The sequence below is a fragment of the Paeniglutamicibacter sp. ZC-3 genome (genome assembly GCF_025847175.2).
Lineage (GTDB): Bacteria > Actinomycetota > Actinomycetes > Actinomycetales > Micrococcaceae > Paeniglutamicibacter > Paeniglutamicibacter sulfureus.
The window spans coordinates 152,192-176,305 of record NZ_JAOYTG010000008.1 but is presented as its reverse complement, the minus strand read 5'-3'; the positions used below and the strand labels follow the sequence as shown (position 1 = coordinate 176,305).

Annotated in this window: 22 protein-coding genes and 1 pseudogene; 8 read left to right on the top strand and 15 right to left on the bottom strand. The window is 64.3% G+C overall.

The features are described from left to right. Positions 1-229 (top strand): annotated as a pseudogene (locus tag OIU93_RS10925) (IS5/IS1182 family transposase); the annotation flags it as partial. A gap of 143 nt (positions 230-372) precedes the next feature. On the opposite strand, the gene OIU93_RS10920 reads toward OIU93_RS10925, so the two are convergent. The 3 genes from OIU93_RS10920 to OIU93_RS10910 all read right to left on the bottom strand — a co-directional run bounded on the left by OIU93_RS10920 (position 373) and on the right by OIU93_RS10910 (position 3,053). Next, a complete protein-coding gene (locus tag OIU93_RS10920) occupies positions 373-999 on the bottom strand; it encodes a trimeric intracellular cation channel family protein (protein WP_264270109.1) in 627 nt (208 codons plus the stop codon). Between the two features lie 83 nt (positions 1,000-1,082). Next, the gene (locus tag OIU93_RS10915) at positions 1,083-1,634 is read right to left on the bottom strand and encodes a DUF1697 domain-containing protein (protein ID WP_264270100.1); all 552 of its coding nucleotides are present in this window, start codon (positions 1,632-1,634) and stop codon (positions 1,083-1,085) included. A 111-nt stretch (positions 1,635-1,745) separates the two neighbouring features. After that, complete coding sequence (locus tag OIU93_RS10910) at positions 1,746-3,053, bottom strand: Nramp family divalent metal transporter (RefSeq protein WP_264270099.1); 1,308 nt, start codon at positions 3,051-3,053, stop codon at positions 1,746-1,748. 405 nt (positions 3,054-3,458) lie between these two features. Here OIU93_RS10910 and OIU93_RS10905 point away from each other — a divergent pair, with 405 nt between their 5' ends. Both OIU93_RS10905 and OIU93_RS10900 read left to right on the top strand, forming a co-directional pair. Then, complete coding sequence (locus tag OIU93_RS10905; RefSeq protein ID WP_264270098.1) at positions 3,459-5,420, top strand: prolyl oligopeptidase family serine peptidase; 1,962 nt, start codon at positions 3,459-3,461, stop codon at positions 5,418-5,420. Between the two features lie 57 nt (positions 5,421-5,477). After that, positions 5,478-6,869: an FAD-binding oxidoreductase gene (locus OIU93_RS10900; RefSeq protein ID WP_264270097.1), complete on the top strand. Its 1,392-nt coding sequence runs from the start codon at positions 5,478-5,480 to the stop codon at positions 6,867-6,869. 73 nt (positions 6,870-6,942) lie between these two features. On the opposite strand, the gene OIU93_RS10895 is transcribed toward OIU93_RS10900, so the two are convergent. Then, the gene (locus tag OIU93_RS10895) at positions 6,943-8,286 is read right to left on the bottom strand and encodes an MFS transporter (protein ID WP_264270096.1); all 1,344 of its coding nucleotides are present in this window, start codon (positions 8,284-8,286) and stop codon (positions 6,943-6,945) included. Between the two features lie 130 nt (positions 8,287-8,416). Between OIU93_RS10895 and OIU93_RS10890 the strand changes: the two genes are divergently transcribed. From OIU93_RS10890 to OIU93_RS10880, 3 genes are all read left to right on the top strand, one after another. Then, positions 8,417-8,875 carry a thioesterase family protein gene (locus OIU93_RS10890; protein ID WP_264270095.1) on the top strand — a complete coding sequence of 153 codons (459 nt, stop codon included), beginning with the start codon at positions 8,417-8,419 and terminating at the stop codon, positions 8,873-8,875. A 413-nt stretch (positions 8,876-9,288) separates the two neighbouring features. Beyond that, entirely contained in the window at positions 9,289-10,071 is a 783-nt protein-coding gene (locus OIU93_RS10885) for a cyclase family protein (RefSeq protein ID WP_264270094.1), read from the top strand. Beyond that, complete coding sequence (locus tag OIU93_RS10880) at positions 10,068-11,726, top strand: thiamine pyrophosphate-binding protein (RefSeq protein WP_264270093.1); 1,659 nt, start codon at positions 10,068-10,070, stop codon at positions 11,724-11,726. The genes OIU93_RS10885 and OIU93_RS10880 overlap by 4 nt, the downstream gene beginning before the upstream one ends. 233 nt (positions 11,727-11,959) lie before the next feature. On the opposite strand, the gene OIU93_RS10875 is transcribed toward OIU93_RS10880, so the two are convergent. From OIU93_RS10875 to OIU93_RS10855, 5 genes are all read right to left on the bottom strand, one after another. After that, a complete protein-coding gene (locus OIU93_RS10875) occupies positions 11,960-14,359 on the bottom strand; it encodes a bifunctional salicylyl-CoA 5-hydroxylase/oxidoreductase (protein ID WP_264270092.1) in 2,400 nt (799 codons plus the stop codon). Between the two features lie 79 nt (positions 14,360-14,438). After that, positions 14,439-16,070: an AMP-binding protein gene (locus tag OIU93_RS10870; RefSeq protein ID WP_264270091.1), complete on the bottom strand. Its 1,632-nt coding sequence runs from the start codon at positions 16,068-16,070 to the stop codon at positions 14,439-14,441. 58 nt (positions 16,071-16,128) lie between these two features. Further along, positions 16,129-16,998 (bottom strand): acyl-CoA thioesterase II, encoded by an 870-nt coding sequence (locus OIU93_RS10865; protein WP_264270090.1) that lies wholly within the window; start codon positions 16,996-16,998, stop codon positions 16,129-16,131. Next, a complete protein-coding gene (locus OIU93_RS10860; RefSeq protein ID WP_264270089.1) occupies positions 16,995-17,480 on the bottom strand; it encodes a cupin domain-containing protein in 486 nt (161 codons plus the stop codon). Before OIU93_RS10860 ends, OIU93_RS10865 begins: the two co-directional genes overlap by 4 nt. 51 nt (positions 17,481-17,531) lie before the next feature. Then, the gene (locus OIU93_RS10855; RefSeq protein WP_264270088.1) at positions 17,532-18,383 is read right to left on the bottom strand and encodes a fumarylacetoacetate hydrolase family protein; all 852 of its coding nucleotides are present in this window, start codon (positions 18,381-18,383) and stop codon (positions 17,532-17,534) included. Between the two features lie 141 nt (positions 18,384-18,524). On the opposite strand from OIU93_RS10855, the gene OIU93_RS10850 reads away from it, so the two are divergent. Next, positions 18,525-18,944 (top strand): RidA family protein, encoded by a 420-nt coding sequence (locus OIU93_RS10850; RefSeq protein ID WP_264270087.1) that lies wholly within the window; start codon positions 18,525-18,527, stop codon positions 18,942-18,944. Positions 18,945-19,061: 117 nt separating this feature from the next. Here OIU93_RS10850 and OIU93_RS10845 read toward each other — a convergent pair whose 3' ends face one another. After that, a complete protein-coding gene (locus OIU93_RS10845; RefSeq protein ID WP_264270086.1) occupies positions 19,062-19,943 on the bottom strand; it encodes a PaaX family transcriptional regulator C-terminal domain-containing protein in 882 nt (293 codons plus the stop codon). Between the two features lie 148 nt (positions 19,944-20,091). Here OIU93_RS10845 and OIU93_RS10840 point away from each other — a divergent pair, with 148 nt between their 5' ends. Next, positions 20,092-21,108 (top strand): D-2-hydroxyacid dehydrogenase, encoded by a 1,017-nt coding sequence (locus tag OIU93_RS10840; protein ID WP_264270085.1) that lies wholly within the window; start codon positions 20,092-20,094, stop codon positions 21,106-21,108. 15 nt (positions 21,109-21,123) lie between these two features. On the opposite strand, the gene OIU93_RS10835 is transcribed toward OIU93_RS10840, so the two are convergent. The 5 genes from OIU93_RS10835 to OIU93_RS10815 form a co-directional block, all read right to left on the bottom strand. Next, on the bottom strand, positions 21,124-21,939 hold the full coding sequence (locus OIU93_RS10835) for a LuxR C-terminal-related transcriptional regulator (RefSeq protein WP_264270084.1): 816 nt from the start codon (positions 21,937-21,939) through the stop codon (positions 21,124-21,126). A gap of 420 nt (positions 21,940-22,359) precedes the next feature. Further along, positions 22,360-22,524 carry a PLDc N-terminal domain-containing protein gene (locus OIU93_RS10830; protein ID WP_264270083.1) on the bottom strand — a complete coding sequence of 55 codons (165 nt, stop codon included), beginning with the start codon at positions 22,522-22,524 and terminating at the stop codon, positions 22,360-22,362. A gap of 130 nt (positions 22,525-22,654) precedes the next feature. Beyond that, entirely contained in the window at positions 22,655-23,032 is a 378-nt protein-coding gene (locus OIU93_RS10825) for an RNA-binding S4 domain-containing protein (protein ID WP_264270082.1), read from the bottom strand. A 118-nt stretch (positions 23,033-23,150) separates the two neighbouring features. After that, positions 23,151-23,690: a thermonuclease family protein gene (locus OIU93_RS10820; protein WP_264270081.1), complete on the bottom strand. Its 540-nt coding sequence runs from the start codon at positions 23,688-23,690 to the stop codon at positions 23,151-23,153. A gap of 17 nt (positions 23,691-23,707) precedes the next feature. Continuing rightward, positions 23,708-24,064, bottom strand: coding sequence for a hypothetical protein (locus OIU93_RS10815; RefSeq protein ID WP_264270080.1), 357 nt, complete (start codon positions 24,062-24,064; stop codon positions 23,708-23,710). Positions 24,065-24,114: the final 50 nt, after the last annotated feature.

Here is a 24,114-nt window from a genome sequence, read left to right as displayed (position 1 = left end):
GAAGGTGGAGAAGGCCGGGTCCGGAGCGGCCAGGACCCGGCCCGACCGGGCGATGGCCGACAAGGCCTACTCCTCCAAAGCCATCCGCAAATACCTGCGGGACCGCGGCATCCAATGCGTGATCCCGGAAAAGGTCGACCAGAAGGCCAACTGGAAGCGCAAGGGCTCCGCCGGAGGACGGCCGGTCACCTACGATAAGGAGGCCTACAAACGCCGCAACGTCGTCTAACGTAGCTTCAACGCCCTGAAGCAATGGCGCGGCATGGCGACGCGCTATGACAAGCTCGCCCTGACCTACCGCTTGGCCGTGGTGCTCCACGGGGTGGTCATCTGGAGCGCCGCCCTCGAGAAAACACGATTGGGAGACACGCCCTAGTTGAGTTCGGCCTCGCGGTGCCACGGTCCGACTGCCTTGGGGACGTGCCAGCGCAACTTCAATGAGAGCACGCGGAGCGTAAAGACGATGGCCGCCACGCCAAGCTCCCACACCCACCCCGAGAAGCCCGCCACCCAGAGGGCAGCGATGAGCCCGGCACCCATCATGGCCGGAACCGCATACATGTCGCGCGGGTCGAAGATCGCCGGGGTCTGGTTGGCCACCACGTCACGCAGCAGGCCGCCGCCCACTGCGGTCGTGACTCCCAGCAGGGCAGCGGCAAAGGGGTTCATCCCGAGCTCCAGCGCCTTGACCGTGCCTGAGGTGCAGAACAGCGCCAGGCCCGCGGCGTCAAAGACCAGCAGCGGCCGCTTCAGCCGCTGCACGCCGGGGGCCACGAAATAGACCAGCAAGGCGGCAAGTGTCGGCGGGACGAAGTAATAGGGATTGGCGAACGCAGTGGGGACCTCGCCCAGGATCACGTCGCGAACGATGCCGCCGCCGATTCCCGTCAGGCCCGCCAGCAGCAACGACCCGACGATGTCGAAGCCGCGCCGGGCAGCCAACAGGGATCCGGAGACGCCAAAGAAGAAGACACCCAAAAGGTCGAACATCAAGGGCATTGTCACCGGTTCTCATCCTCTGTCTTCGGGGCCCGGTTGCGGCAGGGCGCTCAGGATTCATTACAACACGGAGAGGGAATGGATTACGGTTTCGGTGACGTCATCGCCAGGTGGATCTTCCGGATGGTGTTCATGTTCCGGGTCGTCACCAGCGTCCCGGAGGCGACCTTGGCGAAGTGCTTTGCCAGCGGTGTCTTCAGGCTTTCCCCACGCGGCACCTCCCAGCAGATGGCGTGGCCCAGCCTCGCCACACGCTCGGCGGACGCGGGTTCCGGGGCGCCGGCCAGAATCGCGGCAGCATCCTTTTGGCTGCCAGTGAGCACCAGGTATTCGTGGCGCTGGATCCCGTCGTCGGGCGATTCAAAGGGAAACCCGGTCACGATTCGCTCAAGCTGTTCCACGTCCTGGACGATCACCGGGATGTCCCGGCCATAGCGCTCCCGCAGGGCTTGTTCAATGCCTGCCTTGATGCGCGCCGGATCGGTCTCCTCGCTGGCCAGCACCACGTTGCCGCTGGCCAGCAACGTGCGGACCTGCGTGAACCCGGCATCCTGCAGCAATGCGACGAGGTCCTTCATGAGGACCTTCACGCCGCCGACGTTCACCCCGCGCAGGAAGATCGTATAGAGACTCATGAGGCCCAGTCTGCTCCGTACGCACCGACGGTGTCCATTCGATCCCCGACGCACCACGGGGCCCTACCCGCAAAGCGGGCAGGGCCCCGTGGGGATTGGTGCGTGGCGGTGCTAGCCGCCCACCAGCGGCGAGATTGCCTTGAAGAGCTGCTGGACACCGAGGGAAATGAAGAGCAGGGCGGTGATGCCCAGCAGGATGTTGGTGTGCAGCTTGTTGGCCCAGACCTTGGGGATCCGCTTGCCGTTGAGCAGGCCGAGCAGCGTGATGGCCAGGAACGGCATGAACAGCGAGCCAAGCACGCCGTAGGCCAGGATCAGGCCGATCGGCTGGTCCAGCAGGAACAGGACCATCGGAGGGAAGGTGAGCCACAGGACGTAGAACTTGAAGTACTTGCCGCCCACGCGGGTGTCCGGGTGTCCGGATTCCTTGCCGCGCATGTTTCCCCAGAAGTCGGCGAACATCAGCGAAACGCCGTTCCACACACCGATGATCGAGGAGAAGGATGCTGCCCAGAAGCCCACGAGGAACCCGGTGCCCACCACGGTTCCGTATTTCTCGTTCAGCACGGTGGTCAGGTCCAGCAGGCCGGCGTCGCCGGCGGACAACGAAACACCTGCAGCGCGCACGACCTCGGCGCCGACAATGAGCATGGCAATCACGAAGATGCCGGTGATGACGTACGCCATGGAGTTGTCGATCCGCATGACCTTCATCCACTTGGGCGTGTACCAGCCCTTTTCACGCAGCCAATAGCCGTAGGCCGCCAGGGTGATGGTGCCGCCCACGCCGCCGGCCAGTGCCAGGGTGTAGACCAGGCCGCCTTCGGGGATCATGGGGATGAGCCCGGAGAACATCTCGGGGATGTTCGGCACGGCGATGACGGCCAGGCCGACGACGGTGACGAACATGATGCCCACCAGCACCGCGGTGATCTTTTCGAAGATCTCGTAGCGGCCGAACCAGACCATGGCGAAACCGGCCAGGCCCATCAGGACCGCCCAGATCTTCAGGTCCACGGCGGGCATCAAAGCGGCCAGCGGCATGGCCGCGGAGCTCATCGCGGTGGCGCCGTAGACGAAGCCCCAGATGATGATGTACGGGCCGAAGTACCAGGTGGTCCACTTGCCCAGGGACTTCCAGCCCTCGAAGATCGTCTTGCCGGTGGCCAGGGTGAAGCGCCCGGCGCCTTCGACCAGGATGATCTTCAGGATGACGCCGACGATCACTGCCCACATCAGGGCGTAGCCATAGCGGGAACCGGCGACCAGGGTGGCAACCATGTCGGCTGCACCGACACCGGTGGCGGCAACGACAAGGCCGGGCCCGACGATCTTCCATTTGGCCGGCTTGCCGCCGTCATCGTCGATGCGGTCGGCGTGCGCCCCCTTGATAAGGGGCAGGTTTTCTTCTGTTGGCATGAGCCCGTGATTCCTAATCCTTGTGGTTGCCGTCTGTGCCTGCAGCGCAGCCAGCGAGGCGGCACATCCGGCACGATCCTTCGTGTCCTTGCGGGCCGGCACACTACCCGCAAGACTCCTTGCGGCGGAAGGTGCCCGCCGGTGGCACGGGGGGAGTGGCCCCGTGTATGGGGGTGCATCCTTGCCGGACCATGTGGGCCAAGTCCCGTGCGAGTGTCTTGTCACACACCAAGGTATAGGTGATCGTTCGCACATCCGTACTTATTTGCGCAGTCCTAACACTTTCTTAGGGAACCACCCGGTGTGCCGTATTGGCATTCCCCGCTCCGGCCTGCGGCATGTGAACATCGGCGGGCCGGGGCGGCGGGTGTTCATCCGGAAGTTCCGGACGGCTAGGATCGCCTCATGGATACGCATTTGCCCTATGGCTCCTGGCCCTCGCCCATCACCGCCGAACATGTCGCCGCCGGCACCACCCCGGTGGGCGGCGGGGCATTTGTGGGGGACGAGCTTTGGTGGCTCGAGGCCCGCCCGGCCGAGGGCGGACGGCTGACGGTGTTGGCCCGCCATTCCGATTCCGCCGGGGCGACGCGCGAACTACTCGCCGCCCCCTTCAGCGTCCGCAGCCGCGTCAACGAGTACGGCGGAGCGGCCTGGGCCGCCATCGAGGCGGGAGCGGGACACCGGCTGGTGTTCGTGAATTTCGTCGACCAGCGCCTGTACGCGGTGGACGCCGGCGGCGGAAGACCGGCGCCTTTGACCCCCGCCAGCGCCGGGGAGGACGGGGATCCGCAATTGCGCTTCGCCGAGATCATTCCCGGCCCGACCCCGGGGCAGGTGCTGGCCATCTGCGAGGACCACCGCACCGAACTTCGCCGCTACATTGCCTCGATCCCGCTGGACGGATCGGCTGCCGAGGACCCCGGCGCGCTGGGGGAAGTCACCCCCTCCTCGCGCTTCGTGGCCGCTCCGCGGCTGAACCCCTCGGCAACCCGGATCAGCTGGATCTCCTGGGAACACCCGCAGATGCCGTGGGACGGCACCGAGCTGCACGTGGCCGACCTGGAATCCGTGGCCGCGGTCAACGACACCGTGCTGGCGGGGTCCACCACGGAATCGGTGCTGCAGCCCGAATGGCTCGGCGAGGACAAGCTGGTCTTCGTCTCGGACCGCAGCGGCTGGTGGAACCCCTACCTGCACGACCTGGCCACCGGAACCCAGCGGGCCCTGTGCGAGCGCCCCGAGGAATTCGCCGGACCCCTGTGGGCCGTGGGACAGACCTGGTACAAGGTCATCGACGCGCACACGCTGCTGGTTACCCACGGGACCCACGGCACCTCCTTGGCCACACTGGATGTGTCCAGCGGGAAGCTTAGCCAGCTGGTGCTTCCCTTCACCCGCATCTCGCCCTCGGCGCTGAGCGGACAACGGTTGCTGGCCACCGCCACCTCGCTGGTGGAAGGGGACGGGCTGCGGCTCATCGACCTCGACACCCTGGCTACCGAAAACATCTCCCTGGCCCTGAAGGCGCTGCCCGATCCCGAGGCGCTGCCCGGCGCCGAGGCCATGGAGTTCCGCACGGCCGACGGCTCTCGCGTCTACGCACATGTGTATGAGCCGAAGCTGGGCAACCTCGCAGGTCCCGAGGGGGAACTGCCGCCCTATGTGGCCTTCGTCCACGGCGGGCCCACCGCCCAGGCCTTTGCCCAGCTCTCGCTGTCCATCGCCTACTACACCTCCCGCGGCATCGGGGTGGTTGACGTGAACTACGGCGGCTCCACCGGATTCGGGCGGGCCTACCGCGAGCGCCTGCGCGGCCAATGGGGAGTGGTCGACGTGCAGGACACCGTCGCGGTGCTCGAGGGCCTGGTGGCGGCGGGCATGGCCGATCCCAAGCGCCTGGCCATCGAGGGCGGGTCCGCCGGCGGCTGGACAGTACTCAGCGCGCTGACCACCACCAAGACCTTCTCCGCCGGGATCTCCCGGTACGGGGTCTCGGACCTGGTGGGCTTGGTGCAGGACACCCACGACTTCGAGTCGCGTTACATGGACTCGTTGGTCGGGCCGTACCCGGAAGCGGCCGAGCTCTATGCCCAACGCGCGCCGATCAACCACGTGGACGAAATCAGCTGTCCGGTGCTGTTGCTGCAGGGCGACCAGGACAAGGTGGTGCCGCCGGCCCAGTCGCAGGTGGTCGCCGACGCGCTGGCGGCCAACGGCATCCCGCACGCCTACGTGCTGTTCAAGGGCGAGCAGCACGGCTTCCGCCGGGCGGAAAACATCGCCACGGCGCTGGAAACCTCGCTGGGCTTCTATGCCGCGGTCTTCGGCTTCGAGGCAGATGTCCCGGTGCTCGAACTGAGCTAGCCCACGCCAATCACCGCCGCCGGTGCCCCGGTGCGCCGGAAGGAACCAGGAGAGCAGATGACCACCAACGGAAACGTGTCGTTTTGGTATGCCGCCGACGGGCTGCCCGCCCCGCGCCCGGCGCTCGCCGGGGACTTGGACGTCGATGTGGCAATCGTCGGTGCCGGGTACACGGGGCTGTGGACCGCCTACTACCTGGCCAAGGCCGATCCCTCCCTGCGCATTGCCGTGCTGGAGGCGCGCTTTGCCGGGTTCGGTGCCTCCGGGCGCAACGGCGGGTGGCTGGCCAACACGATCACCGGCGGCCGTGCCGGGTACGTCAGGAGCCACGGCCGGGCCCTGGTGGGCGACTTCCAACGGATGCTCAACGACACCGTCGACGAGGTCATGTCCGTGGCTGCGGCCGAAGGCATCGAGGCGCACATCGTCAAGGGCGGCGAGCTGCTGGTGGCCCGCAACACCGCCCAGCTGACCCGGCTCGAGGCACTGGCTGCCGAACAGGCCACGTGGCCGGAGGACGACGCGGTGCGGCTGTCGGCCGATGAAACCAACGCGCGGGTCCGCGTCGCCGGGGCGTTGGGCGGCATCCACATCCCGCATTGCGCACGCATCCACCCGGCCAGGTTGGTGCAGGGGTTGGCGCAGGCGGTTCAACGCCTCGGCGTGGTGATCCATGAAAACACGCTGGTGACCGAGATCCGGGCCGGAGGGCGGGGGACACCGGCAACCGCCGTGACTGAACGCGGGACCGTGCGTGCCGCCCACGTGCTGCGGGCCACCGAGGGTTTCACCGCGAATCTGGCCTCGGCGCACCGCGACTGGCTGCCAATGAACTCCTCCATGATCGTCACCGAGCCGCTGGATGCGGCAGCGTGGGCAGGGATCGGTTGGGAGGGCTGCGAGACCCTCGAGGATTTCGCCCATGCCTACGTGTACCTGCAGCGCACGCACGACGGTCGCATCGCCATCGGCGGTCGCGGGGTGCCCTACCGTTTTGGCTCGCGTACTGACATGGACGGGGCCACGCAACCCAAGACCATCAAGGCGTTGACGGGCATCCTGCATTCGATGTTTCCCGCTGCCGAGGGCGCTCGGATCGAGCATGCCTGGTCCGGGGTGCTGGGGGTGCCGCGCGACTGGAAAGCCACGGTCAACTACGATCCGGCCACGGGACTCGGCTTCGCCGGGGGATATGTGGGCACCGGGGTGACGGCGACCAACCTCGCCGGAAGCACCCTCGCCGACCTGGTCATGGGACGGGACACCAAGGCCATTTCCATGCCGTGGGTCAACCGCACGGTGCGGCGCTGGGAACCGGAACCGCTTCGCTGGATCGGGGTCCAGGCGATGTACGCGATGTACCACCGAGCGGACCGGCAGGAAGCCGGCGGCCGGGAGACCACGTCGCCGCTGGCGTTGTTGGCGGACAAGGTCTCCGGGCGCCGCTAACCACGCGGGTGCGCCACGCAAAAAGAGGCGCGGTCCCCTTGACGGGACCGCGCCTCTGCTCTGGCAGCGATGTCTAGTCGAGAACCGATTCGCGTTCGGCACTGCGCGCCGGGACGGACGTGTCGGTGACGCGCGGCGGGATCATTGCCACGGACAGTGCCGCAACCACGCCGACGATGGCGAAGAAGACGAAGTTGAACTGGAAGTTCATGCCGGTGGAGGCGATCCAGCCGCCGATGATCGGCCCGGAGATGGCGCCGAGCCGGGCGAAGGACAACGCCCAGCCGGTAGCCGTGCCGCGCTGGGCCGCGGGGTAGTAGTCGGCGATGTAACCGGTGAGCACCAGGGAGGTGGAGATCGAGCCGATGCCCGCGAAGGCAACGAAGCACAGGTTGATGAACATGGTGTTCGGGAACATCAGCAACAGGATGCCGCCCGCGCCGAGCAGGAAGAAGATCACCAGGATGGGCTTCTGGCCGAACTTGTCGGCCATGGCGCCAAGGGCCAGGCCGCCGGCGGCGGAGGCCAGGGAGAAGACCAGCAGGAACGTCAGCGAGGTGCCCAGGTCATAGCCGGCCTTGCGCATGATTTGCGGAAGCCACGTGTTCAGTCCGTAGACCAGCACCATGCCGCAGAATAATGAGATCCAGAAGAAGACCGTGGAGCGCAGGTACTTCCCGGAGAACATCGCGCCCATGACCTCGCGCCACGGAACCTTGGCTCCTGGCCTGGCCGGGGCCACAGGCTTGTAGTCGCGCACGTTGAGTTTGGCCGCCAACGCCTTGGCCTCGGAGATCTTGCCCTTGGAGACCAGGTATTCGAGGGATTCCGGGAGCATCCAGGCAATCAGCGGCAGGAGGAGGATAGGCAGAGCGCCGACAGCGACGACCCAGCGCCAGCCCAGCACGGGAAGCAGGTTCATTGCCACCAGTGCGGCGGCAACGATGCCCAGCGAGTAGCCGGAATACATGATTCCGTAGTTCAGCGAGCGCTTCTTGGGAGCCGAGTATTCAATGGTCAGCGCTGCGGCGACGGGGATGATGCCGCCCATGCCCAGGCCGCCGAGGAACCTGAAGAGGCCGAAGATCTCCGGGGTCGGGGCCATCGCGGCACCGGCCTGGGTGATGGTGAAGATGACCATGGCGAGCATCAGCATCTTGCGACGCCCAATGATGTCGCTCAACGTCCCGATGAACAAGGCGCCGAAGAGCATGCCGGCAAGCGCGTAGGCGCCCAGGCCGCCGAGCTCCATCGGGGAGAGCGACCATGCCTTGTATTCGGCAAGCGCCGGCAACACCGCACCGAGGACACCGACGTCGTAGCCTTCGGCCAGAATGGCCAGCCAGCAGGCGAAAAGCACAATGCCGGTGGTCCGTTTGGGAATGTTCCAGTCCGAAACCGTGGGTGAAGACGCCACGTTGTTCTCCTTGGTTGGATGGGAAAGAGGCTTGGGTGGTGCGGTGATCCCTAGTATTATGTCGTTAAAGTGACGCACGTAACAATAGTTGGATGGAGATTGTTTTTCGATGGTCAAGGATTCGATTCAAATGCAACAGTCCGGCGAAGCCTCGGTCGACGCACTGCTGGGTGGGTTCCTCACCGGCGCCGTGGCCGGAACCTCGCTGCTCCGCACCATCGAATGGGTCGACACCGACGCTGCGGGGCACCAACACAACTCCGTGATCATGCGGATGGTCGAAGCCGCGGAGGCCAAGCTGTTCCGGGAACTGGGAGCCACCTCGTACTTTGCCATTGCGCCCCGGGTCCGCCATGAGATCGACTACCGCGCAAAACTCTACTTCGGGCAGGCGGTGAGCACGGCAATCGTTATCGAACATGTCGGCACCGCATCCATGCGCTTTGCCTTCAAGGTCTGGGGACATCCACACGAGATGCGTGAAACCGTGCTGGCCGCGGAGGGCCGCTTTGTCACGGTCTGCGTGCCCGAAGGCTCCGAGAAGTCAGCGCCCTGGCCCGAGTCGATACGCCTGGCGCTTCACAGGTAGCGCCAGGGGTCCAGGTGACAGATGCTCGGTGCCGCCCGGGAATATGCGGCGATGGCCAACCGCTTCGCCAACGGTTTCGACCACCCGCCGGATTTTGCCGATTGGTTCATGGGCGAGGCAGCCACGGCTTCCTGCCTTTTTCCTTCGAATCGGTGCGTTGGCACCATCGCCACCTCCCTGTCCCGCCGGGGGTCTGGAGAAGTCCCAGCGCCATCGACGGTGCGGTAAAGCGGTGCCTGGCTGCGCCACCAGGCGTTTGGCCCGCGGGTGATCCGCAATGTGAGAAGGGGTTCTTCCGGGACCGGGTTGACTGATATGTTGGCCAAGGTCTGTGTGTGACGATCGTCATACAGGCTATATGGCGATCCTTACGGGCGTCAGTTCGCCGTCCACCCCTCAGCACTGGAGTTCCGATGAGTCCTGTTCATGCAGTCCTGGCGTCCTTGGCCGCCGGTGCCATTGAAATCCACGACCTGACCGCGCCGCTGTCGGCCGAAACCCCTAGCCTGGTGTTGCCGGAACCATTCTCGAACCTGATTGATTTCAGCATCGAGCAGGTCTCCGCATACAACGAGCCGGGTCCGTTCTGGAAGCACCACAACATCCACACCGGCGAACACATCGGCACGCACATCGATGCGCCGATCCACTGGGTCACCGGCAAGGACGGCAAGGATGTTTCCCAACTGGACCCCGCCCGCCTCATCGGCCCGGCGGTCGTGCTCGACTTCAGCGCCGAGGCCGCGGCGGACCCCGACTTTCTGGTCGACGTGGAGCACCTGGTTGCCTGGCAGGAGGAACACGGCGCCTTCCCCGCGAACTCGTGGCTGCTCTTCCGCACCGGATGGGACCAGTACGGACATGACAAGCTGGCGTTCCTGAACCTTGATGACGAAGGATCGCACACCCCGGGCTTCACCGCCGAGTGCGCCACATGGATCGCCGGGAAACCGGAGATCTCCGGTGTCGGGGTGGAAACCGTGGGCATCGACGCCGGCAACGCCGGGGCACTCACCCCTCCGTTCCCGATGCACCATTTCCTGCTGGGTGCAGACAAGTACGGGATCACCTCGCTGAAAAACCTGGCCAAGCTGCCCACCTTCGGCGCGATGGTCGTGGTGGCCCCGCTGCGCATAGTGGGAGGCACGGGATCACCGGCGCGCGTGCTGGCCATGGTGGGAGGAAACCCGGCATGAACGTTGCACAACTGGTAGGCAAGACCCTGGCCGAGCTGGGCGTTGGCCACTGCTTCGGAGTGGTGGGCTCGGGAAACTTCACCATCACCAACGCCCTCATGGAGCACGGCGTGCCGTTCACCGCCGCCCGGCACGAGGGAGGGGCCGCCACCATGGCCGATGCCTATTCGCGCACCAGCGGCAAGGTCTCCCTGCTCTCGGTCCACCAGGGCTGCGGGCTGACCAACGCCGCCACCGGCATCGGCGAGGCGGCCAAGTCCCGCACCCCGATGATCGTGCTGGCCGCCGAGGCCGCACCCTCCGCCGTCTACTCGAACTTCGCCATGGACCAGGACGGCTTTGCCGCTTCCGTCCATGCGGTGCCCGAGCGCGTGCATTCGGCAACCAGCGCCGTGGCCGACACCGTCCGCGCCTACCGACGCGCGGTCAACGACCGCCGCACCGTGGTACTGAACCTGCCGCTGAACGTGCAGGCGCAGGAAGTCACCGGGGAGCAGGCCGCGGCACCGGCAGCCGTTGTCCCGGCCGAACCCATCAGGCCATCCCGTGCCTCGGTTCAAGCACTGGCCGGCCTGCTGGCCGATGCGCAGCGCCCGGTGTTCGTTGCGGGCCGTGGCGGGCGCGGAGCCAGGGACGAGATCCTGGCCCTGGCGAAGCACACGGGCGCGCTGGTGGCCACCTCCGCGGTGGCCAAGGGCCTGTTCAACCGGGACGACTTCAACCTCGGCATCTCCGGTGGCTTCTCCTCCCCGCTGGCAGCCGAGCTGATCACCGGCGCCGATCTCATCGTTGGGTTCGGCTGTGCCTTGAACATGTGGACGATGCGCCACGGGCACCTGATCGGCACGGAAACCAAGGTTGTCCAGGTCGACCTTGAGGAACAGGCCCTAGGCGCCAACCGCCCCATCGGCTTAGGTGTGGTGGGGGACTCGGCGCAGTGTGCAGCCGATGTGCTCGACGCACTTGTCGCCGGAAACGTCCAGGCGCGCGAGGGCTATCGGAGCGCGTCCGTGAAAGCGCGGATCGACGAATCCATCCACTGGCAACAGGTCGACTTCGAGGACCTCTCCGACGGGCAGTACATAGACCCGCGCACGCTGACCATGGCGCTGGACGGGATTCTCCCGGCCGAGCGGATCGTCAGCGTGGATTCGGGGAACTTCATGGGCTACCCCAGCCAGTTCCTCTCGGTGCCCGACGAGTTCGGCTTCTGCTTCACCCAGGCCTTCCAGTCCATCGGGCTGGGCCTGTACACGGCCATCGGCGCCGGGCTGGCGCAGCCGGGACGGATCCCGGTGCTGGGAACAGGGGACGGCGGCTTCCACATGGCCATCGCGGAGCTGGATACCGCGGTGCGGCTGAACATGCCGTTGGTGTGCATCGTCTACAACGACGCCGCCTACGGGGCCGAGGTCCATCACTTCGCGCTCGAGGACCCGGAAGCCGACATGAGCTCGGTGCAATTCCCCGACACGGACTTTGCGGCGATCGGGCGTGGTTTCGGGGCCGATGGGATCACCGTGCGGACGCTCGCCGACCTGGATGCGGTGGGTCAGTGGGTGGCCTCGAACCCGACAAAGCCGCTGGTCATCGATGCGAAGATCGCCTCGGACTCAGGTTCCTGGTGGCTAGCCGAGGCTTTCAAGGGGCACTGAACCCGGGACCTCGGACGGCACTGGCGAAGTCCCGGCGGGGGATAAGGCTCCCCACCGGGACTTTCTTGCCTTCGAGCGGCCCCGCCCGGGTCCATCCATGACGACCCAAGCTCCACACCGGATCCCGCGGTGCACGGACGACAACTCCGCATGCCCTCCAAGGGGACAACGCAGAGAAGGAGCGGCCCGACCCGCTTGTCGCGAATCGAACCACTCCCGCTCTGCTTCCGAAGCTAGGCGCTGGGCACCAGGTTCTCCGTTGCCTTGTTGTTGGCCGGGGTCCAGCGCAGGTGCACCGTGCCCTCATCCTGAACGTCCTCGCGCAGCAGCGACAGGCGCGGACGGACAGCGTCGGTGCGTGCACTGGGCGGCTTGCGGCGCCCGGCCTTGAACGGCAGTGGCCAGGTGGCACCGTCGCCAACATACTCCTGCTCGGCGGCGGCCTGCAGCGTCCATTGCGGGTTGTACAGGTGCGTGCGACCCAGAGCCACCAGGTCGGCGCGTCCCGCCAGCAGGATCGAGTTCACGTCGTCGTAGGAGGAGATCGCACCGACCGCGATGACGGCAACGCCGGCTGCGGCTGCCACCTGGTTGCGGATCTTGTCGGCAAACGGCGTCTGGTAGCTGCGCCCGAAGGCCGGCTTTTCCGCCTTGATGATCTGTCCGGAGGACACATCAATCGACTTGACCCCGTGGTCGATGAACGCCTGGGCGATGGCCAGTGCGTCGTCCTCGGTGTTCCCGCCCTCGGTCCAGTCGGTGGCCGAGATGCGCACGCCGATCGGCTTGTGCGTAGGCCACGCCTCGCGCACCGCGTCGAGCACCTCGAGCGGGTAGCGCAGGCGGTTCTCCAGCGATCCGCCGTATTCGTCGGTGCGCTTGTTGGACAGCGGGGACAGGAAGGAGGAGAGCAGGTAGCCGTGGGCTGCGTGCAGTTCCAACAGGTCGAAGCCAGCTTCATCCGCGCGGCGGGCGGCGGCCACGAACTGGTCGCGGACCTCGTCCATCATGCTCCGGTCCATTTCCACCGGGACGTGGCAGCCCTCGCCGTAGGGGATGGCGCTGGGGGCCAGCACCTCCCAGTTGCCGGTTTCCAGCGGCTCGTCGATGCCTTCCCACATGAGCCTGGTGGAACCCTTGCGGCCGGAGTGGCCGATCTGCGCGCCGATCTTGGCGTTGGAATTGCCGTGCACGTAGTCGGTGACGCGCTTCCACGCGGCGCCCTGTTCGTCGTTGTACAGCCCGGTGCAACCGGGAGTGATGCGCCCGATGTCCGAGACGCAGACCATCTCGGTCATGACCAGCCCGGCCCCGCCCATGGCCTTGGAACCCAGGTGCACCAAGTGGAAGTCGCCCGGCACTCCGTCGGTGGCCGAGTACATGTCCATGGGGGAGACGACGACGCGATTCACCAGTTCCAGTTCGCCGATTCGGTACGGCTGGAACATCGCCGGGGCGATCTCCTTGGAGCCAGCCAGGCGGGCAAAGTCCTCATCGACGCGGGCGGCGAACTCGGTGTCGCGCAGCTTCAGGTTGTCGTAGGTGATGCGGCGGGAGCGGGTGAGCAGGTTGAAGCAGAACTGCACCGGATCCTGGTCCTTGTACTGCCCGATGTTCTCGAACCACTCCAGCGAGGCCTGGGCGGCACGCTGGGTGGAAGCCACCACCGGGCGGCGCTCGGTCTCGTACGCTTCCAGCGCGTCCTGGACGGAGGGGTGCTCGTGCAGGCAGGCGGCCAGGGCCAGGGAATCCTCCATGGCCAGCTTGGTGCCCGAGCCGATGGAGAAGTGCGCGGTGTGGGCGGCATCGCCCAGCAGCACGATGTTCTCGTGGCGCCAGTTTTCGTTGCGCACGGTGGTGAAGTTGATCCACTTCGAGTTGTTGGTCAGCACGTCGTAGCCGGCCAGTTCCTCGGCGAAGATCTCCTTGACCTTGGCCACTGCCTTTTCGTCGCTGACGCCGGGGGCGAAGACCTCGTCCTGGGTCTCGTCGAAGCCGGCCGCCCGCCAGACATCCTCGTGCATTTCCACGATGAAGGTGGAGCCCTCGTCCGAGTACGGGTAACCGTGGATCTGCATGGTTCCCGCGTCGGTTTCCTTGACGAAGAACTTGAAGGCCTCGAAGACCTGGTTGGTGCCCAGCCACATGTACTTGGAGGTGCGTGGATCCAGTGACGGCTTGAAGGAATCTGCGAAGCGGGTGCGGATCGCCGAGTTCAGGCCGTCGGCCGCCAACACCAGGTCGTAGTTTGCCGAAAGCTCTTCGACGTCCGGGGCCATCGTGGAGAAGCGCACGTCGACGCCGAGTTCGATGCAGCGGCGCTGCAGCAGCTCGAGCAGTTCCTTGCGGCTCATGGCCGCAAAGCCCTGGCCGCCGACGGTGTGCATCTCGCCGCGGAAGTGGATGTCGATGTCGGACCAGCGGGCGAAGCGGCGGGACATGTAGTCGGCAATGACGGTGTCCGCATTGCCAATGCCGCCGAGCGTCTCATCCGAGAACACCACGCCGAAGCCGAAGGTGTCCGAGGCTGCGTTGCGCTCCCAGAGCGTTACCTCGTGCGCGGGGTCCAGCTGCTTCATCAGGGCCGCAAAGTACAGGCCGCCTGGGCCGCCGCCAACAACTGCGATTTTCATGGTGGATCCTTTTCTGTGACACGGTGCGGCCGGTGGGGGCCGAGCGTTGCTGCCTAAGTTGGGTGGGAGGGGGGGAAAGCTAGGATGCGTGGGACTCGGAAAGGGCTTCGCGCAGCTTGAAATGTTGGAGCTTGCCGCTGGGGTTCCGCGGAAGCTCATCGACAAACCGGATGTCGCGCGGGTACTTGTAGGGGGAGATGACTGACTTGACGAAGTCCTGGATCTCCTTGGCTTTCGCCTCGGAACCCGCGACGCCCTCGACGAGGACCACGAAGGCGCAAACCACCGAGCCGCGTTGCTCGTCGGGCCGGGCCACCACCGCCGTTTCCAGCACATCGTCGTGCTGCATGATGGCTTCCTCGACCTCGGGGCCGCCGATGTTGTAGCCGGAGGAGATGATCATGTTGTCGCTGCGCGCCTGGTACGTAAAGTAGCCGTCGGCGTCCCGCACGAAGGTGTCTCCCGTGACGTTCCAGCCGTTGGAGACATAGGCGTGCTGGCGCTCGTCGTCGAGGTACCGGCAGCCGGTGGGGCCGATCACTGCCAGCCGTCCGGACTCGTCGGGTCCCAGTTCGTTGCCTTCCGGATCAAGGATGGTGGCGCGGTAGCCGGGGACCGGGATTCCGGTGGCGCCCGGGCGGATGTCGTCGCCGGCTGCGGAGATGAAGACGTGCAGCAATTCGGTGGAGCCTATTCCGTCAATCAGCGACAGGCCCGTGGCATCGTGGACCTGCTGCCAGGTTGCCGCCGGAAGGTGTTCACCGGCGGAGATGGCCAGGCGCAGTGGGCGCAGCAGGTCCGCCTTGCCCTCCTTGAGGATGGCGCGGTAGGCGGTGGGTGCGGTGAACAGGATCGTGGCACCGGCGTCGTGGGAATACTGCGCCAACTCCACCGGGGTGGTGCGCTCGGTGAGTAGGGTGCTGGCGCCAAAGCGCAGCGGGAACACCACCAGTCCGCCCAGGCCGAAGGTGAAGGCCAGCGGAGGGGATCCGGCAAAGACGTCGTCTGGGATTGGTGCCAGGATGTGCCGGGCGAAGGTGTCCGCGTTGGCCAGGATGTCCCGGTGGAAGTGCATGGTGATCTTCGGGACGCCGGTGGTCCCGGAGGTCGGGCCCAGCAGCGCCACGTCGTCGGCAGCGGTTTCCACGTTGGTGAATTCACCGGACTTGGAACCGGTGCGGGCTACCAGGTCCAGGGCATCGGCGGAGCCGACCGCGACGACCGGGTAGGCCGAGCCGGCGGCCTCACGGGCGTCGTCCAGGAATCGGTGGTCGCAGAGCATCAGCGAGGGCCTGGTCAGGGTCGCGAGCTTGCCGATTTCCGGGGCGCGCAGGGCGGGCATGGTGGTGACCACCACGGCGCCGGCCTTCAACACGCCGAGCCAGCAGGCCACGAGCCACGCGTTGTTCGGTGCCCGCAGCATGACCCGGTTTCCCGGGACGATCCCGAAGTCCTCGGTGAGGACCTGGGCGACCTGGTTGGCCCGGGTCAGCAGCTCGCCGTAGCTCTGCCGCGACCCGTCCGGTGCCAGCAGCGCCGGACGGTCGGGCCCAAAGGCCGCGACGGCGTCATCGATCAGGACCGTGGCCGCGTTGAGACGATCGGGGTATTGCAGCTCTGGCAGTGTGAATTCAAGGGTGGGCCATAATTCCTGCGGCGGCAGGTGGTCACGTGTGAACGTGTCGTGATGGGCCGAAAGCGATAATTCCATGAACTTGCCGTCTCTTTCCAGGAGTCGATTTTCAATGGGGGGGGTGTGCGGTGGTGCCTTAGCCGCGGGGTCCGCGGATCATGCCCTCCTGGGCAACGGTGGCCAGAAGCTGGCCGTCACGGGTGTAGAAGCGGCCCAGCGCCAGGCCGCGGTTGTTTTGGCTGGAGATGGCTTCCTGGACGTAAAGCACCCAGTCGTCCACGCGCCCGGGGCGGTGGAACCACATGGAGTGGTCAAGGCTCGCGGTGACAAGTCCCTCGGTGCTCCAGGACAGGTTTTGGGTCCGCAGCAGCGGCTCCAGGATGGTGTAGTCGCAAACATAGGCCAGTGCCGCACGCTGGGTGATGGCATCGTCGGGGAGCTCGGTGAAGGCCTTGACCCAGACAGCCTGGTGGGCGGCCGGTGCCCCGTCCACCTCGAGGTACAGGGCGCCCGGGACGTGGCGCATGTCGAAGGAGCGGCCGGCCGACCAGTATTCCGCGACCGGGCCCTCGGCCTCGGCGAGCACCGTCGCGGCGCTGGCCAGGGTTTCGGGATCAAGGTCAAGGTATTCCGCGGGGGCCGTGGAGGACTGCTCGGGTCCGGTCTCCGGGACGTGGAAGGAGCCGAGTGCGGTGTAGACCGCCTTGCCGTTCTGGAATCCACGCACCTGTCGGGTGGAGTAGCCGCGGCCGTCACGCATGAGCTCGACTTCGTAGCGGACGGGCACGTGCATGTCCACGGGACGCAGGAAGTAGGAGTGCATTGAATGCAGTTCCCTGTCCTGGCCCACCGACCGCATCATGGCCGTGGCCGCTTGGGCCACCATGTCCCCGCCGTAGGCCTTGGGCCACGGAACATATTGGGGGATGGCGGTGTAGGCCTGGTCAAAGAACTCGGCCTCGCAGGAGGTCATGTCGATGGCATCGAGGAAGATTTGTGAGCTCATGCCCGGCGGTATCCTTCCAGGCTTTCGTCGGCGACATCCTCGAGGTTCACGACGATGTTTTCCGGGGTGCGCGCGGTCAGCCAGACCAGGTCCTCGGTGATCGACATGTTCGCTTCGACGTGAGGCATGAACGGCGGGACAAAGACCCAGTCCCCGGCGGTCATGTCCAGGAACTGCTCGTAGTTCTCGCCAAAGTAGATCCGCCCATGACCCCTGAGCACGTATCCACCGGTCTCGGCCTCGCCGTGGTGGTGGGGCAGGGAGCGGTAGCCGGGGGTGTTGGAGACCTGGCCGAACCAGATCTTGGTGGCCGGTGTGTGCTGGATGCTGACCCCGGAAACGCGGATGCAGTCGCCGGATTGCGCGGTGTTGGTGTCTTCCTCGCCCTTGCGGGTGACCACGGGGACCACGACGCCATCGGCGTTGGCGTAGACGGTGTTGTCGCCTTCGGTGCGGTAGATCGTGGGGGTGGTGTTGCTCATGAGCTGTTCTCCTTGGCTTTCCTGGATGGTGGGATTGTTGGTGGGCGCGGTCTAGAGGGCGGCAGTGACGCGGGTCCGGACGATGTTCCTCAGGGTCCCGATGCCGGGGATCTCGGTGATCAGTTCATCCCCGTCCTTCAGGAAGAGCGGAGGGGTCATGCCCATGCCGACACCGCCGGGGGTACCGGTGAGGACGACATCTCCGGGCCGCAGGATGGTGAAGGTGGAGATATAGGCCAGGAGCTTGGCAGCGGAGAAAACCAGCGTCTTGGTATTGCCGCGTTGGACTTCGGTGCCGTTGAGCGTGCAAATGACCTCGAGCCCGGCCTCTGGATTGATCTCATCGGCTGTGACCATGACCGGACCCAGCGGCGTGGTGCGGTCGAAGGCCTTGCCCTGGAACCACTGGAGGGTCCGGCGCTGCCAATCACGCATGGAGATGTCGTTGGCCACGGTGTAGCCGGCGATGGCTGCGGCCGCCTCGTCCTCGCCGGCGTTCTGCAGGGTGGTTCCAACCACTACCGCGAGCTCGGCTTCCCAATCGAGGTCCACGGATTCGTCGGCAACGATCTGGGCGTCGGGATCGGTGAGCGTATCAGCAAATTTTGCGAAGAGCGTGGGATATGCCGGAAGGTCGCGACCCATCTCTAGGATGTGATCCGAGTAATTCAAGCCGCAGCAGATGACCTTGGCGGGTGTTGGCACGGGGTTGAGCACCTCGACGTCGGATGCCGGGACGACGGCGAGACCGGGATGTTCCGAAGCGGCCTCACTGACAATTTGCTTCCACGCGGGCATGCCCAAGAGATCGCTGAGATTGCCTGCGGGTAGTGGCTGATAAGCGTCGCCCACCACCAGGGCAGCGGTGGTGCTTCCAGCGTGTCGAATTGTTGCGAGTTTCATTCCTCGGTCCCTTGCTACTCATCAAATCCATGTGTGTCGACTTTTTGACCGCCGTCACGTATCCTCAATGTAACACGCGTCACCAGTCCGGCGCCAGAGCGGAACAGCCGCAATCGCCAAGAGAATACTTAGGAGAGCACGATGACCGAAACCACCCTCTTCCAGAACCTCACCATCAATCCGGATTCCCTGGGCAAGCCTTCTGGATTCGCGCACGGCGTGCTCGCGGGCACGACCGTTTATCTGGGCGGGCAGACAGCCCTGGACAAGGACATGAAGATCGTTCCGGGCAACATCGTCGATCAGTTCAAGCAAGCGTTCTCGAATGTCCTGGCGACCCTGGCCGAGGCCGGCGGCCATCCCGAGGACTTGGTCTCCGTGACCATTTACCTCACCGACGTAGATGACTACATGGCCAATGGCAGGGAGATTGGCCGGCTTTGGCGCGAAATGGCTGGCAGCAAATATCCGGCCATGGCCGGCATTGGCGTCAGCCGGCTTTGGCAGAAGGAAGCCCTCATTGAAATCCAGGGCGTGGCAGTGATCCAGGATCGCGCCTAGTTTCCCTCAGGACGTGACTACCGTCTGTATTAAATAAGGATGCCGTGCCGTGCAACCGAATCCCTGGGAAAGGGGAAGGTCGCGCGGCACGGCTTTTTCTTGGGCCGGGATCGTCCGTCAGCGGGCCGCCGCGTTGTTGTCAATGGCGCGGTCGGCATGGCGCTGGGCGCAGGGCGACAACAGTGCGTGGAGTTCCTGAAAAAGATGCTCGGCCTCCAACGCATTCCAGTTCTCCGGCAGGAATTTGATGGGCAGCCCGGGATCGAGGTAGGGCAGACGCCGCCATTGGGTGATCAGCACCAGGTAGTCCGCAAAGGCGAGGGCGTCGGATTCAGGATTGCTGCCCGACTTGCTTCGCCGGGCCCAGGCGCTCAATAGCCCACGATTGCGATCCAGAAAATCGGAATACAGGGCGTCAAGCGCCGGCAAGTCCCACCACGTCCCGATGTTCTTACGCAGGTCGGCGTCGCCAATATGATCAGCCATGAAGAATTCGAGGTATTCGTTCAATCCACGGGTATCAAAGTAGGCGAGCACCGAGTCGCGTAGGTGCCCCGGGGCAATCCATAGACCTGGAGTGACCGAACCAAAGCCCATCCGCACCAGGGATGAACGGATCTTGTGCCGGATGTTGCGTTGGGATTCGGGCACCGTGAACGTAGCCAGAAGCCATTGGTCATCTGCCTTGGCCCGACGCGGGTGGAAAATTCGTTCATCGCCCTCAACAAACGTTTCGATGACCGACGGCGCCAATGCATATCCGTTGCGGCCGTTGACCTGAATACTGTCAATGACGCCGCGCTTCTTCAGACGGGATATCGACGACCTGGTCCCCGTGGATTCGACGCCGATGTCTTGCATCAGGGAGATGATGGTGGCCACGGCCAGGGCGCCGCCGTGTTGGCGTGCATACAGGCCGAAGAGCGAGACGATTAATTGGTGGTGCCGAGGAACAGGGGCCTCGCCGGGCCCCTGTTGATCGCCCACGTGTGTAGTCATGCGCTCACTTTATCCAATGGGCACCGATAGCCTGTTCGAATGGGCAGGGAGTCACTGTCGTGTCGTTTTGGTGACGCCAGTTACGGTAACGCCTACTAATGGAGTTCGAATCCCGGTCGTCACCCGTTGAAAGAGGTCAAGGAATTTCATGCGTCCACAGGTATTGATCTGCTCGTATCTCCAGAAGGAATTGGTCGACAAACTGATCGCCGATCTGCCCGAGATCGACGTCGTCTACCGAGCCGAACTGCTGCCGGTCCCACAGTTCGGCGCCGACCACCGGGGAAGGCAACGCGATCTGCGCGAGAGCCAAATCGCCGAATGGCGAACTCACTTGGCGGACGCCACCATCATGTTTGACTTTGACTGGTGGCAGCCAAAGGCCTGGCGGGAGCACAGCCCGAACCTCGAGTGGATCCAGGCCACGCAGGCAGGTGTTGGAGTGCGGGCCAAGGCACTGGGGCACACCGAGAACCAGGTTCGGATTACCACTGCAGCGGGTGTCCACGCCAAGCCACTGGCTGAATTCGCACTGGCCGGGTTGCTGTACTTCGTTCGAGAACTACCGCGCTTGGGATCCCAAAAAGATCAGCAACGGTGGGCGACGGGGGCGTCGAACACACTCTATGGCCAAAAAGCCTTGATCGTTGGCGCGGGCAGCATCGGTAGCGAAGTGGCAAGGACCCTGAGCTTCATGGGAGTCAGGTGCGATGGAACGATTCGCGGCACCAGAGTCCTTGGCCAGCCTTTCGAAAGGTCCGTCGCCTTGCAGGATTGCGATCTGGGGGAGTACGACATCGTGGTCTTGGCGTGCCCGCTGACCGAGGAAACCAGAGGCCTCTTCAACCGGCAGCGAATTTCCTCCATGAAGGTGGGTGCCCTGCTCGTGAACCTGGCACGAGGTCCGGTACTCGACCAGGAATCTGTAGTCGAGTCCTTGAACGCAGGTCGCCTTGGTGGAGCCGTACTTGACGTGACGGATCCTGAACCCCTGCCGGCAGACCATCCCTTGTGGGATGCGCCGAATCTCATACTGTCGCCACATACGGCCGCAAATGTGGACGCCGAGAACGCACGCCTGGTGGAACTCTTCACCAAAAATCTGCGCCTTTATCTGAGCGGTGAGAAGCTGATCAATTCCTATGATCCCTTCCTGGGCTACTGACAGCGGACCCGGGAATCAAGCTCTGGGTGTTGCATAGCGCAAGGGGCCGGCACTGAGGGGTGCGGTCGGCCGGACGTCATCGAGAAGTCCGGCCTGGACGACAAGCACCGCGAGTTGAACACGGTTGCTGATGTCGAGCGGTTCCATGATTTTCGCAAGTTGGGCCTTCACGGTCCCTTCACTGACGTGAAGAAGTGAGGCTATCTGGGCATTTGTGTAACCTTGCGTCAGGGAATGCAGCAAGCGTCGATCCCGCGGGCTCGCTTGACGCAGGAGCTGAGACTTGAAGTCGTACTTGCTTGTGGAGTGAGGTGGGAACTGATCTCCATCGGCTGGCTTGGAAAAGATCATGTTTCCCGAGTGGATCATCCGAAGCGCTACTCCGAGATCCGTCGAGACGGCATTCTTGGCCAGATAGCTGCAGGCACCCGCTGAATGCGCTCGGGTCATGGTTTCTATGTCGTGAACCGCCGAAAGCATGACAACCCTGGTTGCCGGGGCACCCGCCAATATCCGCTTGGTGGCCTCCGGGCTGGAGACATCTCTAATAGTGGTTTCCATGAGAACTAGATCGGGTCGCTGGTCCAGGGCGGCTTCGATGGCTTCGTCGCCAGTTCCGGTGACTGCCTCGAGCTCAACATCGGGGCTTGATGCCAAGAGGCTTTCGAGTCCAAGCCGAAGAAAGTAATCACCGTCTGCTAAATGGACTCGTATGCGAGGCTGCATTGGAGGGCTCCTGAAGGAATCTGAAAATATAGCAATAGCGCACAATAAATCAAACGCAGAACCAACGACCAGTGCCCAAAAACTATATTTTTCGCTGTATTTCATTCCCATATTAGCCATGTTGAATAGCCGGTTGGCGAATGAAGCGCACAAAAGAGTACAAGTTACGGAAACAGAGTGAATTATGGCCGAGTGTCCAGCTTAGATGACCCATCGATGGGAGTTTCAGGACGCTGGATCCCCGGGCGACGTGCCTGTTCGTGATAACCATACGGTGAATGGATTATGACTCGTGCGGCCCAGTCGAGGACCCGGCCCCTTACATGGCGTCAAGCGTGGAGACGCGAACGGGATGTTCCTCTGAACACTTTCCATCGGCTGGAAGATGCACTGGCAGTAGACGCTTCGCCCCAAAAGGTGGGAAGCGTCGCCCACCATCGGCCAGCAAAATCTTGGCCGACGCGCCCGCGTCCAGCCATCCGATGGTGTCGACCTACAGCATTCTCAAATAAAGAATGAGCGGGGCTACTTTTTCTTTGCGCGTCCGAAGGCAAGGTATGCAAGGGGCCCAAGGAAGTTAATGAACGTAGCTGCGGCCCAGGCGCTCTTTGGACCGTTGACTTCCAACGCAGGGCGTTTGACCAGGTCGCGCAGGGCTACGAATTGGAGAGCCAGCTGGGCAATTCCCATAACGGCGATTCGCCATCGTGCCACGACTGATAGTTCGTTCCAGCTTGTGTTCCGGGCCATGCTTCTCCTCGTGAGTCATTTCGGATGCGTCTGGCGCAACCGGCTACCATCTGCCATCGTATCCCTGGCGCTAATGGAAGTGGTCTCGAAGCCGTTCCATCTCGCGTCGGTCCTTTTTCGTCGGCCGGCCGGCGCCCCTGTCCCTGACGGGAACCTGGGGGATGACTTCCTTGGGCCGGACCGGGGTGTGGTCGAGATAGCAGCGGGAGGCGATGTCGGCACCCACCCTCTTGGATATTACGGCGGTCACTTCGAGGATCCTGTCGAATCCGGATTGCCTGACCCGGATGGTGTCTCCCGGAACGACAATCTGTGCGGCCTTGGCGGGTTTGTCGTTTAGGCGCACGTGGCCGGCGCGGCAGGCTGTCGTTGCCGCCGAGCGGGTCTTATAGATTCGAATCGACCATAACCAGGCATCGATTCTGACGGCCTTGGATTCCTGCTTCACCCCGTCAGTCTATCCATCGCAGGACATCGGGCACGGTTATTGAGCAGAGAGCGAGCCGACTGGAGCTGTTCCCGGCCATGCCGGCTTGCTTCGACTGCCAACGAGGGCGAGAGCTCGTTCAGCTGCAACCGTTGGCAGGATCAAACATCCCCGCCTCGATCTGTTGGGCCTGCCGTTGTGCATCGCGCAGTTGCTCGTAGAATCTCACGTTGGGCTCGACCTTCATTGCCGTCGCGTGTCCGGATGCCACGAGGGCTCCGTTGATGAATTCTCCCCCGTGGCTCAGTGCGGCGAGGGTCCGCCCATATTGGTCCAGGCGTTCGGCATCGAATTGCAGCTCGACCTCCGAACCCTTGGGCAGTTTCTTGGCCAGGAATTCGGCCGCCTGCCGGCCGAAGCATTCCCCGGGTTGGTCCGGGCGGGGAATCTCCGGTGCGTCGACGTTTAGCAGCCGGACCTTGGTTCGTTCGCCGTCCAGCATGAGGTAGAGGGTGTCACCGTCGACCACATGCTGAACCGTTGCGCGTGCGTCCGGGTCACCCGTTCGGTCCCCGTAACCGCCGTTGACCTTGGGAAGCAACAACCACGTTCCGGCGACCACCGCTACGCACAAGACAAGCACCGGGACGGCACTGCCTCGACGACGGGACCTACTCATGGCTGTCGCTCATTTTCCTAGACCAGGGCGTTGTCGCAGGCGGTAACGAGCCGGGCCTGAACATCGGCCGGGACCTGGTCGCCGGAGGCAGCGACATCGTCAAGTGCGCTGACGATCTCCGGGGGCAGCCCGCCCTCGCGGACGGCGTCGACCATGGAGGCAACGACCTTGAGGTCGGCTGCGTTGATGGTGCCGTCCTGGATGGGGGCACAAGCCTGCTTGATGAGTTCCTTCTTGGCGCCGTCGGCCAGTTGCGTGGCGGCGGAGGAAGCTGCGGAAGAGGCCGTGTCGGCAATGGTTGCGCAACCGGTCGCCGAGAGCAGGAGGACTGCGCCGGAAACCAGCAGTGCACTTTTGGAGCGTGAAAATGTCATGGGTTCCATCTTAGTTGTTCCCCGGTGGGAGAACTCTGGGTAACCCATGA